The sequence below is a fragment of the Mesonia sediminis genome (assembly GCF_042684705.1).
GTDB lineage: Bacteria > Bacteroidota > Bacteroidia > Flavobacteriales > Flavobacteriaceae > Mesonia > Mesonia sediminis.
Map to the genome: position 1 here is coordinate 1 of NZ_JBHULZ010000008.1, position 15893 is coordinate 15893.

Here is a 15893-nt window from a genome sequence, read left to right on the forward strand (position 1 = left end):
TTTTTTTAAAATTTATTTTTGACAACCGCTTAGCTTATTTAAGAAGGCAAAGATAAAAAGTCTTTCTTTATCTCACAACCCCTAAACTAAACTATTTCGCTTTTAAATGAACTTACAATGACTTGCGTCGTTTGCGGGTGCAAATGTAGAACCTTTATTCCATTGCGCAAACTTTTTATGGGCTTTTTTTTGATTTATTTTTTAATGAAATACTAATGGCTTGCTAACAAGTGATTTAACCACCTAAAGTTTTTTAAAAGTTTTTTTTTCAGGCTTACTAAAATGGAAGTTTACTTGCTTATACTCTTATTCTATAGGCTTATTCTTATTGCAAAAATTCAGGATCGGAAAAGAATCAAAATCCTCTCACTCCTATTTAAGCTGGCCTAATTATTAATATGAAACGAGAATAATTCCGCGAAAGCGATGGAGTGATAATCGGTCTTTAAAAGAGTCATAACTATAAACCGAGTGCTTTTTTAAATATAGTTTTAATTTCTTATTACAAAATCAAACAGCACTATTATTAGTTTTAATTAATTTTTAACATATTAACAGCTAATTTGTTAAAAAAACAAGTTTTAACATTTTGTTCTATCAATTTTTGTACTTTAGATTTGGCTAATTCAAATAAAACAAGAAATATGAAAACTAAAATGAAAGTGATTTCATCACTTCTGTTTTTTTTCATGAGCACTTTAATTATGGCTCAAGAAAAAACAGTTACTGGAACGGTAACCGATGAAACAGGCATGCCTTTACCTGGTGTAAACGTATTAATTGAAGGCACAACGCAAGGAACACAGACTGATTTCGATGGAAATTATAGTATTAGTGCTTCTTCAGAATCAACCCTAGTATTTAGCTATGTGGGAATGGTGACCACTAAAAAAATGGTAGGGAGCAAATCTACTATAGATGTAATTATGAAAGCTGACGCTTCAGAGTTAGATGAAGTAGTAGTGACCGCTTTAGGTATTGAGCGTGAAAAGAAATCATTAGGTTATGCCACCCAAGAAGTTAGTGGTAATGAGGTTTCGGATGTACCCCAATCAAACTTTGTAAACTCGCTTCAAGGTAAAGTTGCCGGTTTACAAGTTAATCCTTCGGGTACTATGGGCGGATCTTCAAATACTGTTATTAGGGGTAATGCTTCTTTGACAGGAAATAACCAAGCTTTATACGTAATCGATGGTATTATTATAGATAACAGTAATAATAATACCACCGATCAGCAAGGTGGTCGAGGAGGATATGACTACGGTAATGCCGCCACAGATATTAACCCTGAGGATATTGCGTCTATTAACGTTTTGAAAGGTGCAGCCGCAACTGCGCTTTATGGGTCAAGAGCAGCAAATGGAGCAATTATTATAGAGACTAAGAAAGGCCAAAAACGTAAAGGTATTGGAGTTAGTGTTTCTTCGACGGTAATGGTTTCTGAAGTAAACGATGAGACTTTACCCGAATATCAAAAAGAATATGGTGCTGGTTATGGTCCTTATTATTCTGATAGGATTGGTACCGACGTTAATGGAGATGCTATTTATTGGGAAGACCAACCTGGTTCTCAACCTTGGGATCCTTATTTTACCAACGTTGATTCAAATGGAAACGGGGTTTACAACACTTTATACACTCCATTTACCGAAGATGCCTCGTATGGAGCAGCATTTAATCCTAATATTATGGTAAACCAATGGAATTCTATTTACCCTTCTTTACCAACCTTCGGGCAAGCTACACCATGGCTACCTGGTAAAAATGACCCAAATTCGATTTGGGAAACGGGAATGACTACCATTAACTCTTTCGCGTTAGATGGCGGAAGCGACACAGGTACATTTCGCTTAAGCGTTACTAACTTTGATCAAGAAGGTGTTTTACCCAATAGTAAAATCAAAAGAAATACGATTAAGTTTAGTGGTCAGCAGGATCTTACTGAAAAGTTTAAGGCCGGTGCTACCTTTAATTATGTAAAAACAGATGGAAAAGGAAGATATGGTACGGGTTATGATTCTGAAAACCCAATGCAGCAATTTAGACAATGGTGGCAAACAAATGTTGACCTAAAAGAACAAAAGGAGGCTTATTTATTGACGCGTCAAAATATTACTTGGAATCCAAGAAGTAGAACTGACTTAAGACCTATTTACTCAGACAACCCATACTGGACCCGTTATGAAAATTACCAAACCGATAATCGTCACAGATACTTTGGTAATTTCAATTTAAACTATGAGCTTAATGATGTTTTTAGTGTATTAGGAAGATTTACTTTTGACACCTACAATGAAATCCGTGAAGAACGAAGAAATGTAGGAAGTTCTGGAGTTTCTGGTTACTCTAAATATTTAAACACACAGTCTGAATACAATTATGACATTATTCTATCTTTTAATAAAGATTTAAACGATGATTTAAATCTAGAAGGGATTGCAGGTTGGAATTTACGACGTCAAGATTGGAATAGCATTTCGCAATCTACCAACGGCGGTCTTCGAGTACCTGGTTTATATGCTCTAAGCAATACGGTATCTAATTTATTAGCACCTACCGAATATGAGGCCACCAAAATGGTTGATGGTTTATATGCACGAGCAAGTTTAGGGTATTTAAATACTTATTTTATTGAAGGTACGTTAAGAAGAGACCGTTCTTCTTCGTTGCCAGCAGATAATAATTCCTATTACTACCCTTCTATCTCAACCAGTATTTTACTTTCAAATATTATTGAAGAAGACTGGTTATCTTTTGCAAAATTTAGAGCCAACTATGCAGAGGTTTCTAATGATACCGATCCGCAGCGAATAATTCAGACCTTAGCTTTGCTTGATCCGTTTGGAGAGGCTGCAGTAGCTAGTAATGTTAACCTACTTCGAAATCCAGACCTAAAACCTGAGCGCCTCAAAGCTTATGAATTCGGTTTAGAAGCTAATTTCCTTAAAAATCGACTTGGATTTGATGTAACGTATTATAATAATACTACTGAAGATCTAATTACTCCTGTTTCGATTTCAAATGCGACTGGTTTCTCTTCAACGATTCGAAATGCAGGTTCTTTAGAAAACAAAGGTTTTGAAGTACAAATGCGTCTTAACCCCATAAAAATGGAAGATTTCAGTTGGAATATGACAGTAAATTGGGCGCGGAACAGAAGTGAAGTGATATCTTTAGAGGAAGGTTTGGACAACTTACCTTTGGCAAGTTTACAAGGAGGAATAACAATAGATGCTAGTCCAGGGCAGCCATACGGAGCTATTCGTGGAACAGACTATATTTACAATGAAAATGGCCAGCGTGTTGTTGGTTCTAATGGATATTATTTGACTACCGATAGCAACAATAACATTATTGGTAACATTCAACCTGATTGGACTGGTGGTATTCAAAACACCTTTAAATATAAAAACTTAAGTTTAGGTTTTTTAATTGATGTACAAAAAGGTGGTGATATCTTTTCTCTTGATACTTGGTACGGTTATGCTACTGGTTTGTATAAAAATACAACTGGCTTAAATGACCTTGGGAATCCTTTAAGAGATCCTGTAACTAATGGTGCAGATAGTGGTGGCTTAATTCTACCTGGAGTAACCGAAGATGGTCAACCCAACACTACCCGCGCTAGTTTTAACACCTATGCAAATCCATACGGATATGCTCGTGCGGCTAATAAAGATCACGTTTACGATGCTTCTTTTGTTAAACTACGTGAAGTAAACTTAACATATAGATTTAATGACAATCTTTTAGAAAAAACATTTATTAATACCGCATCAATTTCTTTGATAGGTAGAAATTTATGGATAATCGATAAGAATATACCGTTTTCTGACCCAGAAGCTGGATTAAGCTCAGGAAATGTACAAGGTTACCAATCTGGTGCATATCCTGCCGTACGTGAGTTTGGTGCAAGTCTTAAATTAACCTTTTAAATTATGACAATGAAAAAATATATCATACCCTTATTCTCACTACTGCTATTAATTACTGCGTGTAGTGATGATAAATACGAGCGATTGAATGAAGATCCTAAAAATCCGGAAAGCGTTCCCGCAGGATTTCTATTTAGTAATGCAACAAAAAGTTTGTCTGATCAAAATGCAAACTTAAATGTAAATACTAATATATTCAGGTTCATAAGTCAGTACTTAACCGCTACGACATATTTAGATGAACCGAATTATGAATTGAGAGAAAGAAATATTCCTCAAAACCATTGGTCAATTTTATATAGAAATGTATTACGCGATCTCAAAGATGCGAAAGAAACCGTGCTTGAGAACGAAGACTTATTAACGCAAGAAGAAGTTGATGCACGAATAGCACAAATTACAGTTATCGAAGTGTATACTTGGCAGTTTTTGGTAGATACCTTTGGTGATATCCCTTATTCTGAAGCTCTTGCAAAAGACAACTACCTACCTAAATATGATAACGCTGCTGGTATTTATGAAGACTTAATTATGCAGTTAATTGCCATAAATAGTGACTTTGCAGGACAAGGATTCTCAAGCCAAGATTTAATCTATGGTGGAGATATGGCCAAATGGCAAAAGTTTAGTAACTCACTATTATTACGTTTGGGAGCCAGGCTAATAAATGTTAACGCTACTTTAGCTAATGATGCTATACAAGCAGCAACAACCAATGGAGTAATGACATCTAATGATGATAATGCATTATTCACCTATTTAGATTCACCACCAAACACCAACCCAATTTGGGAAGATGTAATTCAAAGCGGTCGTAATGACTATGTGGCTGCCAACACCATAGTTGACTATATGAACACCTTAAATGATCCACGCAGAATGGCTTATTTTGATGACAATGTTAGCGGATATATTGGCGGTACATATGGTGCCGAAAGCCCTTACGGCTCACACACGCATCTCAGTGATAAAATGACTGATCCTTCTCACCCAGGTATTCTAATGGATTACGCTGAAGTAGAATTTCTCTTGGCTCAAGCTGCGGCGGAAGGTGTAGGTGGAGTGAGTAATGCCGCTTCACATTATGAGAACGGAATTACTGCGAGTATTACCTATTGGACGGGAGATTCATCCTTAGCCGCAGCCTATCTTGCCCAGCCAGGAGTAAGTTATAATGCCGCCAATTGGAAAGAATTGGTAGGAAAGCAATTCTGGATAGCTATGTTTGATAACCCAATGCAAGGCTGGTATGTTTGGAGAAAATTAAACAATCCAACACTAAATACTGCAGCTCAATCGGGTAACCCAGTACCTTTACGATATACTTATCCTATCAATGAGCAAAATTTAAATGCCGCCAATTATGAAGCGGGTTCTGCCGCCATTGGAGGTGATGATCAACAGACACCCTTATTTTGGGATGAAGATTAATTTGATAACAATAGCCGGTCCGTTCCACTAGACTCTATATTGTTAGGAAACCCGAGCCAAGGCTCGGGTTTTTTAATACATAAAAGTTTAAAATAGAAATAATCTTTCCAATAATTAGAATTTCTTTTTTAAGTTTAATAAATTAATTTCATCTACAGCGGGCTGACGTTCTAAAATACCTCGCTGAAAAGAACGTTGTAAAATATGCTCGATATAATAATCTTCTTTTACATTAATAGGATCATATTTTTCTTTAAGCGAGATATTAAACAAACTGGCTGTAGTATTGTACCAGAAGGCACGCCAACCACTTTTCAAATTTCTCACAATATCAAAAGTAGTTTCACCTGTTTGCCGATACATTAATTTAACCAAAATCTGGCCTTCTGTTTTCGTAAGTTTTTTAAGTTCTTCAGTAAACTCTTCTTCAATATAACGTTGGATTATCTTGGTATAGCGGCGTTTATCGGCCTTTCGTTCAATATTTTCGAGCCGTTTATTTAATGTCTGTAAACGTTCGGCAGCTAGTGTAGCATAAGGCCACACCTTTCTAGTTTTTCGTTTTAAAATTAAATATTCCCTGCGCTCTAACCTACTCTTGAATTTCATTGGGCTAAGTAACACAACCTCTTCTAATTTAACAGGATCTACAATGGTACTATCATTTTCTATCAGATATTTTAATTTAATCTCCTTATTTCTATTCGAAGATTGGGTGGTTACCTTCTGAGAAAAACCCAATAAAGGAAAAGTAATAGAGAATGTAAAAATTAAAAAGCTGCGCACGATTTTTTTATTTTAATATGATCGAAAACCATACCAAAAGTAAGGTACAAATCGGCAAATGAAAAATTTATTGTGTACATTCGTGAATCAAAAAAATAAATTTATATGGACGAAGATTCACTATTAAACAAGTCATCATTAAATTTTCTAGAAAGCTATTTAAATAATGCTGCTCCTACAGGCTATGAATGGGAGGGTCAAAAACTTTGGATGAATTATTTAAAGCCTTATGTAGATGATTTCATTACCGATACCTACGGAACTGCAGTGGGAGTAATTAACCCAGATGCTCCTTTTAAAGTGGTAATAGAAGGACACGCTGATGAAATTTCGTGGTATGTAAATTATATAACTGAAGACGGACTGATTCACGTGATTAGAAATGGCGGAAGTGATCACATGATTGCGGCATCAAAACGAGTAAATATTCACACGAAAGAAGGAATCGTTCAAGGGGTATTTGGCTGGCCAGCTATACATACAAGAGACAAAAGCAATGAAGAGCATCCAAAGCTAGAAAACATTACCATTGATGTAGGATGCACCACAAAGGAAGAAGTTGAAAAACTTGGTGTTCACGTAGGTTGTGTTATTACATATCCCGATGAGTTTTTCATCTTAAATGAAAATAAATTCGTTTGTCGAGCACTTGATAACAGAATGGGTGGCTTTATGATTGCTGAAGTAGCTAGGCTTTTAAAAGAAAATAAAATAGAATTACCCTTTGGCCTTTACATAACCAATTCTGTGCAAGAAGAGATCGGATTAAGAGGAGCAGAAATGATTACGCAAAGAATAAAGCCAAATGTAGCCATAGTTACAGATGTGACGCACGACACGACAACTCCTATGATTGACAAAAAGAAAGAAGGCGAAACCAAAATTGGCGATGGCCCAGTTATAAGTTATGCTCCTGCTGTTCAAAATAAATTAAGAGAAATGATCATTGATACCGCGACAGAGAAAAAGATTCCTTTTCAACGTGCAGCGGTCAGCAGAGCTACTGGTACCGATACCGATGCATTTGCTTATAGCAATGGCGGTGTAGCTTCTGCTTTGATTTCTTTACCCCTACGCTATATGCATACCACCGTTGAAATGGTTCACCGGGATGATGTAGAAAACGTGATCAAACTGATTTATGAAAGTTTATTAAAAATTAAAGACGGAGAAACTTTTAGCTACTTCGATTAAATCTTTATAGATATCGTTTCAAAACAAGGGCTTTTGAATTTTCAATTGCCCTTGTTTTTTTAAATAAAAATTCACTATTTATTAAGTAGCTCCTTAGATTATCTTTTTTAAATTTAGAAAAGAAAAGTAAGAATGCAGTTAAATATTGATCGTCTAAGAAAATGGAAGGATGCTCCAGAGAAATTCGCCGCTGTGGCTAATTTAATATATGTAAAGAACAAAGATTTGACGATTAGAAGGCATAAACATGGTCGAGGATTTTATTACACAGATAATCGAAAGAGGAAAATAAAAGCTAGAAAGCAAATTGAACGCTTTAAAAAGCTACGTATTCCGCCTGGATGGCAAGAGGTTAAAATCTCGCCTATTGAAAACGGGCATTTACAAGCTGTAGGAAGAGATACTAAACAAAGAAAAGTATATAAGTATCATCCTATTTGGTCTAAATTTAAAAATCAGACCAAATTTTTTAAAATGCTTGCTTTTGGGAAAAAATTACCTATTATTCGTAAGCGTTTAGAAAAAGATTTGAACCGTCCAGGGATGCCAAAAGAAAAGGTATTAGCCATTGTAATTAAGCTGCTAGAAGAAACCCATATACGGGTGGGGAACCAATATTACGCCAAAAAAAATAAAACCTATGGTTTATCTACTTTACGCAATAAGCATATTTCTAGAAAGGAGGATGAAATGTCGATCGATTTCATCGGAAAAAAGGGGAAGAAACATCATATAGTTGTAGATGACCCCGAACTTATGCGATTGATTAATAAATGTGAAGAAATACCAGGTTGGGAGTTGTTTAGCTATTACGATAAAAATGGTGACAAAGAAACCATTGATAGCGGTTTGATTAATAATTACATACAATCCAGTTGCGGAGAATTTTACTCGGCAAAAGACTTTAGGACGTGGGGAGCTAGTTGTATTTTTTATGAATATTTAGTAGACCTGCCTAAAACCGAGGATCAAAAAACAATTGAAAAGAATATTCTTAAGGCATACGATGAAACCGCAAAAAATTTGGGAAACACAAGAGCGGTTTGTAAAAAGTATTACGTACACCCAATTCTACCTCAACAATATAGGAAGGGCGCTTTAAATGAAATAGATAACGTTTCAGAAAATAAATACTTATCACCTACAGAGTGTCAAATTTTAAAATTAGTTGAGAGCTATGAGTTAAATATTCCTAAGAAAGAAAGTTCGTGCGCAAAAAATTAAAATCCTAAATATAATTAAAAAACCACCTCTTATTTGAGATGGCTTTTTAAAAAATTTTTAATTCTTTTTGTTACTTAAATATTGCTTAATATTTTTTTCTATTCTTTCCGCTAAATTTTCTAATGATGCTTTTATAAATTTCTCACCAGTAATTTTCTCATACAGCTCTATGTAGCGTTTTGAAACGAGTTCGCAAAACGCGTCACTCATTTCGGGTAACTTTTGACCTGGCTTACCTTGAAAATTGTTTTCAATTAACCATTCTCGAACAAACTCCTTAGATAATTGTTTTTGTTTTTGATTGTTCTTTTGTCTCTCCTCATAACCGTCGGCGTAAAAGTAGCGTGAAGAATCGGGTGTATGTATTTCATCGATTAATACAATTTCACCTGATTTTGTTTTTCCAAATTCATATTTGGTATCTACTAAAATCAATCCGCGTGAAGCGGCAATCTCAGACCCTCTTTGAAAAAGTGCATAAGTATATTTCTCTAATTGTAAATAATCTTCGTCACTTACTATACCCTTTTGAATAATTTCTTCTCGCGATATATCTTCGTCATGATCCCCTTGCTCTGCTTTGGTGGCTGGCGTGATTATGGGTTCAGGCAATTTGTCATTTTCTCTTAGTCCCTCTGGCAGAGCAACACCACTTAAAATTCTATTTCCTGCCTTGTACTCTCTAGCGGCGTGGCCTGCCAAATAGCCACGAATAACCATTTCTACTTTAAAAGGCTCACAACTTTTTCCTATAGCTACGTTGGGATCTGGGGTTGCCTCTAGCCAATTGGGTACAATATCTGCAGTCTCTTGCATCATTTTTGTTGCAATCTGGTTTAGTATTTGACCTTTATAAGGAATGCCTTTAGGTAATATGACATCAAAAGCACTCAACCTATCGGTCGCAATCATGACTAACAAATCATTTTCTAAAAAATATACCTCGCGTACTTTCCCTTTATAATGTCTTTTTTGATTAGGGAAATTGAACTGAGTTTGAGTTAGGGTATTTGTCATTTTTTATTCTGGAGTTTCTATTTTTTTATAGGCTGCGATTACTTCTTTTACCAATTTATGTCTTATTACATCTTTATCGTCAAGAAATACCATACCAATTCCTTTAATACCTTTAAGTACCAAAAGGGCTTCTTTTAAGCCAGAGGTAACGCGCGGCGGAAGGTCTATTTGACCTGGATCGCCTGTAATCATGAATTTAGCGTTTTTCCCCATTCGTGTTAAAAACATCTTCATTTGGGCGTGGGTGGTGTTTTGTGCTTCATCAAGAATTACAAAAGCATCGTCAAGAGTCCTACCACGCATAAACGCCATGGGGGCTATTTGTATAGTTCCTTTTTCAATAAATGATTCAAGCTTTTCATGCGGAATCATATCGCGTAAACCATCATAAAGTGGCTGCATATATGGGTCTAATTTTTCTTTCAAATCACCTGGCAAAAAGCCTAAGTTTTCTCCTGCTTCAACTGCGGGTCGAGTTAAAATTATTCTTCTAACTTGTCTTTCTTTTAGTGCTTTTACAGCTAGTGCAACGCCGGTGTATGTTTTACCTGTACCGGCAGGACCAACTGCGAATACCAGATCATTCTTTTGGCAGAGCTCAACCAGTTTACGCTGGTTGGCCGTTTGAGCCTTAATTAACCTGCCCCCTACGCCGTGAACTAAAATATCTGAACTGGAAAGACTTGTCTCGTAATCTTCTTTTTTATCACTTGTGAGTATACGCTCAATCCCGTTTTCATCAAGTTTATTATACTTGGCAAAGTACTCTAACAGCATATGAAGACGCTTATCAAATTCTATTAATCGTTCTTCATCTCCAAATGCTTTAATTTTATTTCCTCGAGCAACAATTTTAAGTTTCGGAAAATAGCGTTTTAACAATTGTATGTTACTATTTTGAGACCCAAAAAATTCTTTTGGACTTATCTCTTGTAATTCTATTTCAACTTCGTTCAAATGGGCGTGTATTTATTGGTCTTTTATAATTAAATTCGCATCACAAATTTACGCAAAAACTAAGTAAAGTTTAGCATTTAAAGATTAACTTTTATGCCCATTATTACGCTTACGACAGACTTTGGATTTAAAGACCCCTCTATTGGGGCTATAAAGGGTTCTATTTTTAGTGAGCTTGGCGATGTTAATATTGTTGATATAAGCCATGAGGTATCTCCTTTTCATACTTTAGAAGCGGCTTATATTATCAAAAATGCTTATCACACTTTTCCAAAAGGCAGCATTCATATTATTGGTGTTGATTCAGAAATCACACCAGAAAACAAACATTTAGCCATTGCTTTAGATGATCATTATTTTATTTGTGCAGACAATGGAATCCTTTCGTTAATCGCATCAGAAATCAATCCACAAAAAATTGTAGAAATCAATATCCACGATGCGGTCGAAACCACTTTTCCGGTTTTAGATATATTTGTAAAAGTAGCATCTCATATTGCACGAGGTGGTACGCTAGAGGTTATTGGAAAACCCATTACAGCAATTAAACAATTAAAAGCGATAAAGCCTCAAATAAATGATGCTCAAAATCAAATACAAGGTCACGTTATATATATAGACAATTATGGCAATGTGGTAACCAATGTAACGCGTAATACCATTCAGCAAATAGGAAAAGGGCGTGATTTTGTAATAAGTGCGCGAACCACGCGTTTTACAAAAATATACGATACCTATAGCCACGCTATAGACTTTAATGAAGCTAAAGAAATTCGAGAAGAAGAGGGTAAAAAAATGGCTATTTTTAACACGGCCAATTACTTAGAAATTGCTATCTATAAAAGTAACCCACATACTGTAGGAAGTGCCTCGACCTTACTGGGGCTAAAATTGCTAGACACCATAACCATAAATTTTAATTAATGATAGTACGAATAGTTAAATTGTCTTTTAAACCAGAGGCGGTAATTGATTTTAAATCTCTTTTTGAAGAATACAAAACAAAAATAAGAGGTTTTGAAGGCTGCCAATTCTTAGAACTCTATCAAGACAAAAATCATGATAATATATTTTTTACCTATAGTTATTGGGAAAACCAAGAGGCTTTAGAGCGCTATCGTCATTCCCAATTATTTAAATTAATTTGGCCAGCAACTAAAGCAGGTTTTAATGCCAAACCAGAGGCTTGGACACTAGATAAACTTTATACTTTAGATTAATGAAAGCTATTTATTTAAAAGAACTCCAATCTTTTTTTTCTAATCTCACCGGCTATTTGGTGATTGGTGTATTCCTAACACTTAACGGTTTGTTTTTGTGGGTGTTTAACACCGGGTACAATATACTTGATTTCGGATTTGCCAATCTCACTCCGTTTTTTACTATTGCTCCCTGGATTTTTATATTTTTAATTCCTGCGATAAGTATGCGTAGTTTTTCTGAAGAAAAAAAGCAGGGCACACTAGAGCTATTACTTACCAAGCCAATTTCTCACAATCAATTAGTATGGGGTAAATATCTAGGCGTTTTAACCATAAGCTTAATGGCCATTTTACCAACCATCCTTTACGTATTTAGCATTTACCAGTTGGGTAAAACACCAGGAAATGCCGATTTTGGAGCACTCTTCACCAGTTATATCGGATTAGTCTTATTAAGTGCTACCTATGCTGCCATAAGTTTATTTTGTTCAAGTATTTCAAAAAATCAAATAATGGCTTTTATGGCCTCGGTGCTACTATTATTTATTTTCTTTGTTGGTTTAGATAATCTAGAAGGCATCCACCTCCTAGGAAACCAACAATATGATCTTTCTTATCTGGGGATTAATTATCACTATAAAAGCATAAGTCGTGGCGTGATAGACACTCGCGATCTCATTTATTTTTTTAGTATTATCGCCCTATTTATATTTTTAACCAGAAACCAAATCCGTAAAGAAATCGCTTAGTATGCTTAAAAATCTAAAACCATTACTCCTTTTTGTGTTAGGAATTGTTTTGATCAACATCTTGGGTAACTTTTTCTTTTACCGATTTGATTTGACCTCAGCCCAGCAGTACACCTTATCGAACAACACCAAAAATATTATTTCTGATGTAACAGAACCTGTTGCTATAAGGGTTTTTTTAAGAGGAGATTTTCCCGGTGAATTTAAAAGACTTCAGCTAGAAACCCAGTATTTACTAGAAGAATTTGCAGCACTAAATAAAAATGTAAAGTTTGAGTTTATCAATCCGCTTAATCAAGAGGAAGATGCACAACAAGTGGCTCAAAGGTTTTACCAAGCAGGAATGACGCCAGAATCGCTTAATATAAGAGAAAATGGCAAGTTAACAGAGCGACTTATGTTTCCTTGGGCTGTTGCCGAATTAAATGACAAACAAGTGAAAATTCCGCTTTTAAAAAAGAATATTACCAGTAGTAATGAGGAGATAGTAAATCTTTCAATTGCAAATCTTGAATATAATTTTGCCAGTGCGCTTAACCAGTTGGTATACGAAAAGACAAAAAAAATTGCGGTAATGCGCGGTAATGGAGAATTGGCAGATCCCCATATAGCCGATTTTGTAAATTCTCTTAAAGAGTTTTATTATATAGCACCATTTACTTTAGATTCTACGGTCGTAAATCCTATAAAGACATTAAAGCAACTTGAAGGTTTTGATTTGGTAATTGAAGCTAAACCTAGTATGGCTTTCACAGAAAAAGAAAAGTTTGTTTTAGACCAATATTTAATGCAAGGCGGTAAAATGCTTTGGCTGACAGAAGGCGTTATTATAGAAAAGGATAGCTTGTTTAGCAATCCGGAAAAAACTGCTCTTGCGATGCCGAAAAACTTGAATTTACAAGATTATTTTTTTAGCTACGGTATACGAATTAATCCAAGCTTGGTACAAGACCTTGTATCGGCACCACTGATTTTGGCTCAGGGTGAAGGAAACAATACGCAGTTTAAACCTATCCCTTGGTTTTATTCGCCCTTAGCAATAAGCACAAATAACCATCCCATAATCAAAAATATAGAAGCGGTAAAACTCGAGTTTTCTAGCCCCATAGACACACTTGAAAGAAAGGGATTAAAAAAGACCATTTTATTACACAGCTCACCAAAAACCAAATTAGAACAAGTACCAAGTTTACTCAATTTACAGGAACTCGTAAGCCAAACTGAAGCTAAAGGTTTTAATCAAGGCACCAAGAATATAGGTGTTTTAATAGAAGGAAAATTTAAATCGGTTTATGATAAAAGAATTAAACCGGTAGATTATAAAGACTATAGAGAAAGTAGTGATTCCACTCAAATGGTAGTTATAGCCGATGGGGATATTGTTAAAAATGAATTTGGTAGAAATGGCCCTATTGAATTGGGTTTTGACCGATTTACTGGAACCACTTATGGAAACAAGTCGCTTTTGATAAATGCGGTAAACTATATGTTAGATGACAAAGGTCTTTTGGCACTTCGCAGTAAAGATGTAAAATTGGCTTTCTTAAATACAGAAAAAGTTGCACAAGAACGGTTAACTTGGCAACTTTTAAATTTAGGCTTACCGCTATTAATATTAACGATAGCTGCAGCTATTTACTATAATCTTAGAAAGAGAAAGTATGCTCGCTAAAATATTTACAAAGCGTTGATTCTTGAAATTAAGTCGTGTGCTTTAGTTTCAATTTCTTTGCTCACTTCTTTAAGGTGCTTACCCTTATGCTCTACATCTCTTTGGTTAATTTTTGTAATCATAGCATTGAAATCGCTAACGGCATCTGCAATAATAGCATCTGTTTCTTTTGCGTCTTCCTCTGGATGAGCTATTTGATATATGATAGCGGTTTCTATAATATCGCTCATCACATAATTTAAATCTTTTTTCAGGTTTTTCTTACTTGCCATAGCATTATAATTTTATTCGCCAAAATTAGTCTATTTATACGTGTAAAAAAAGAATTCAAGTTAATATTAAATGCTCACATGAAGAACTGTAGCCTGTTTGGCAGAAATATTCACTGCTTGTTTTAATTGGTAAGGTATAAGAACGCTCTGCCCCGCTTCAACGCTCATTGTATTATGCTTATCTTTAATTATTATTTTTCCTTCAATAACAATTAGAATAACAAACGAATCTATAATTTCAATAGAAAAATTGGTTACATCTACCAAATTGAGTTTTTGAGTAGTAAAAAAAATATTTTCAACTAGGCTTACAGGTTGATTAACTTTCTCTTCATAGGATATTTTATAATGAATAGGAAAAGAAAAATCAATGGCATCTATTGCCAAATCTGTATGCAGTTCACGTTTATTCCCATCAATATCAACACGGTCCCAATCATACACACGGTAAGTAACATCACTAGTCTGCTGTATTTCGGCCAATAAGGTACCCTTACCAATGGCGTGAATTAAACCAGGGCTTATAAAAAAAACGTCACCAGCCTCAACAAACTCTTTTTTTAATATTGAAGCTATATCTCCCTGATTTAATGCTTGCAAATAGTTTTCTTTTGTACAAGGCTCCTTAAAACCAGTTATTAAATGAGCATCTTCATCGGCTTTTACTACATACCACATTTCTGTTTTCCCAAAACTATTGTGGCGCTTTTGGGCCAAATTATCGTCGGGGTGTAGTTGCACCGATAAATTCTCGCTAGCGTCTATAAATTTAATTAAAAGGGGAAAAGTATCACCAAATTTTTTATAAACCTTAGGCCCCACTAATTCACCTTTAAATTTTTGTAAAAGAGCACTTAAGGTTTGGTCTTTAAAAGGACCTTGAACAACGACTGATGAATTGTTTTTGACATCACTTATTTCCCAACTTTCTCCAATTTTGTCAAAATTCGAGGGCTTATTAAACTCTTTAACTAAACGAGTACCTCCCCATACTTTTTGTTTTAAGATAGGTTTAAATAAAAGTGGGCTTAGCTTAGCTTCCTTATTTCTTTCCTTCATATTTAACAAAATTTCTAGGTGTTTCGTATAAGGTAATTGCGAGCTTTAAATCTTCATCTAAATATGGTCTCAAATAATTAAAAATAACAATGGCTATGTTTTCTGCTGTAGGATTTAGGTCCTTAAATTCTGGAACTTCCAAATTGAGGTTTTTATGATCTAAAACGTCTTCAACCTTTTCTTTAATTAATTGCTTTAATAGCCCTAAATCAATAACAAAACCCGTGACTGGATCTACCGGTCCAGTTACTTGAACTTCCAACTCATAATTATGACCATGATAAAGCGGATTGCTACACTTACCAAATACAGCTTTATTTTTTTCATCGCTCCATTCTTTATTAAAAAGCCTATGAGCCGCATTAAAATGTGCTTTCCTACAAACGCTAACCATG

The 15893-nt window shown here is 35.0% G+C and carries 14 protein-coding genes; 8 read left to right on the forward strand and 6 right to left on the reverse strand.

The features are described from left to right. Positions 1 to 644 precede the first annotated feature (644 nt). On the forward strand, positions 645 to 3935 hold the full coding sequence (locus ACFSQ0_RS01355; RefSeq protein WP_379043080.1) for a SusC/RagA family TonB-linked outer membrane protein: 3291 nt from the start codon (positions 645 to 647) through the stop codon (positions 3933 to 3935). A gap of 9 nt (positions 3936 to 3944) precedes the next feature. Next, positions 3945 to 5366 carry a SusD/RagB family nutrient-binding outer membrane lipoprotein gene (locus tag ACFSQ0_RS01360; protein ID WP_379043084.1) on the forward strand — a complete coding sequence of 474 codons (1422 nt, stop codon included), beginning with the start codon at positions 3945 to 3947 and terminating at the stop codon, positions 5364 to 5366. Between the two features lie 114 nt (positions 5367 to 5480). Here ACFSQ0_RS01360 and ACFSQ0_RS01365 read toward each other — a convergent pair whose 3' ends face one another. Continuing rightward, positions 5481 to 6152, reverse strand: a complete 672-nt coding sequence (locus ACFSQ0_RS01365; RefSeq protein WP_379043086.1) for a DUF4294 domain-containing protein — start codon at positions 6150 to 6152, stop codon at positions 5481 to 5483. Between the two features lie 105 nt (positions 6153 to 6257). On the opposite strand from ACFSQ0_RS01365, the gene ACFSQ0_RS01370 reads away from it, so the two are divergent. Then, positions 6258 to 7346 carry a M42 family metallopeptidase gene (locus ACFSQ0_RS01370; protein WP_379043089.1) on the forward strand — a complete coding sequence of 363 codons (1089 nt, stop codon included), beginning with the start codon at positions 6258 to 6260 and terminating at the stop codon, positions 7344 to 7346. A gap of 132 nt (positions 7347 to 7478) precedes the next feature. Then, positions 7479 to 8570, forward strand: a complete 1092-nt coding sequence (locus ACFSQ0_RS01375) for a DNA topoisomerase IB (RefSeq protein ID WP_379043093.1) — start codon at positions 7479 to 7481, stop codon at positions 8568 to 8570. Positions 8571 to 8627: 57 nt separating this feature from the next. On the opposite strand, the gene ACFSQ0_RS01380 is transcribed toward ACFSQ0_RS01375, so the two are convergent. Both ACFSQ0_RS01380 and ACFSQ0_RS01385 read right to left on the reverse strand, forming a co-directional pair. Beyond that, positions 8628 to 9587, reverse strand: coding sequence for a phosphoribosylaminoimidazolesuccinocarboxamide synthase (locus tag ACFSQ0_RS01380; protein WP_379043096.1), 960 nt, complete (start codon positions 9585 to 9587; stop codon positions 8628 to 8630). Between the two features lie 3 nt (positions 9588 to 9590). Continuing rightward, a complete protein-coding gene (locus ACFSQ0_RS01385) occupies positions 9591 to 10544 on the reverse strand; it encodes a PhoH family protein (RefSeq protein ID WP_379043099.1) in 954 nt (317 codons plus the stop codon). A gap of 93 nt (positions 10545 to 10637) precedes the next feature. Here ACFSQ0_RS01385 and ACFSQ0_RS01390 point away from each other — a divergent pair, with 93 nt between their 5' ends. Genes ACFSQ0_RS01390 through gldG form a run of 4 tightly spaced genes read left to right on the forward strand, consistent with a single transcriptional unit; the run spans position 10638 to position 14167 of the window. Then, positions 10638 to 11468, forward strand: coding sequence for an SAM hydrolase/SAM-dependent halogenase family protein (locus ACFSQ0_RS01390; protein WP_379043102.1), 831 nt, complete (start codon positions 10638 to 10640; stop codon positions 11466 to 11468). After that, entirely contained in the window at positions 11468 to 11764 is a 297-nt protein-coding gene (locus ACFSQ0_RS01395; protein ID WP_379043105.1) for a putative quinol monooxygenase, read from the forward strand. The genes ACFSQ0_RS01390 and ACFSQ0_RS01395 overlap by 1 nt, the downstream gene beginning before the upstream one ends. Continuing rightward, a complete protein-coding gene (gene gldF, locus ACFSQ0_RS01400) occupies positions 11764 to 12495 on the forward strand; it encodes a gliding motility-associated ABC transporter permease subunit GldF (RefSeq protein WP_379043108.1) in 732 nt (243 codons plus the stop codon). Before ACFSQ0_RS01395 ends, gldF begins: the two co-directional genes overlap by 1 nt. Position 12496: 1 nt before the next feature. Further along, on the forward strand, positions 12497 to 14167 hold the full coding sequence (gldG, locus tag ACFSQ0_RS01405) for a gliding motility-associated ABC transporter substrate-binding protein GldG (protein ID WP_379043111.1): 1671 nt from the start codon (positions 12497 to 12499) through the stop codon (positions 14165 to 14167). Positions 14168 to 14172: 5 nt separating this feature from the next. Here the strand turns inward: gldG and ACFSQ0_RS01410 are convergent, their stop codons facing one another. From ACFSQ0_RS01410 to ACFSQ0_RS01420, 3 genes are all read right to left on the reverse strand, one after another. Next, positions 14173 to 14439, reverse strand: a complete 267-nt coding sequence (locus ACFSQ0_RS01410; RefSeq protein WP_379043114.1) for a hypothetical protein — start codon at positions 14437 to 14439, stop codon at positions 14173 to 14175. A gap of 66 nt (positions 14440 to 14505) precedes the next feature. Continuing rightward, the gene (locus tag ACFSQ0_RS01415; RefSeq protein WP_379043117.1) at positions 14506 to 15498 is read right to left on the reverse strand and encodes a type I phosphomannose isomerase catalytic subunit; all 993 of its coding nucleotides are present in this window, start codon (positions 15496 to 15498) and stop codon (positions 14506 to 14508) included. Then, positions 15482 to 15892, reverse strand: a complete 411-nt coding sequence (locus tag ACFSQ0_RS01420) for a 6-pyruvoyl trahydropterin synthase family protein (protein WP_379043120.1) — start codon at positions 15890 to 15892, stop codon at positions 15482 to 15484. The genes ACFSQ0_RS01415 and ACFSQ0_RS01420 overlap by 17 nt, the downstream gene beginning before the upstream one ends. Position 15893: the final 1 nt, after the last annotated feature.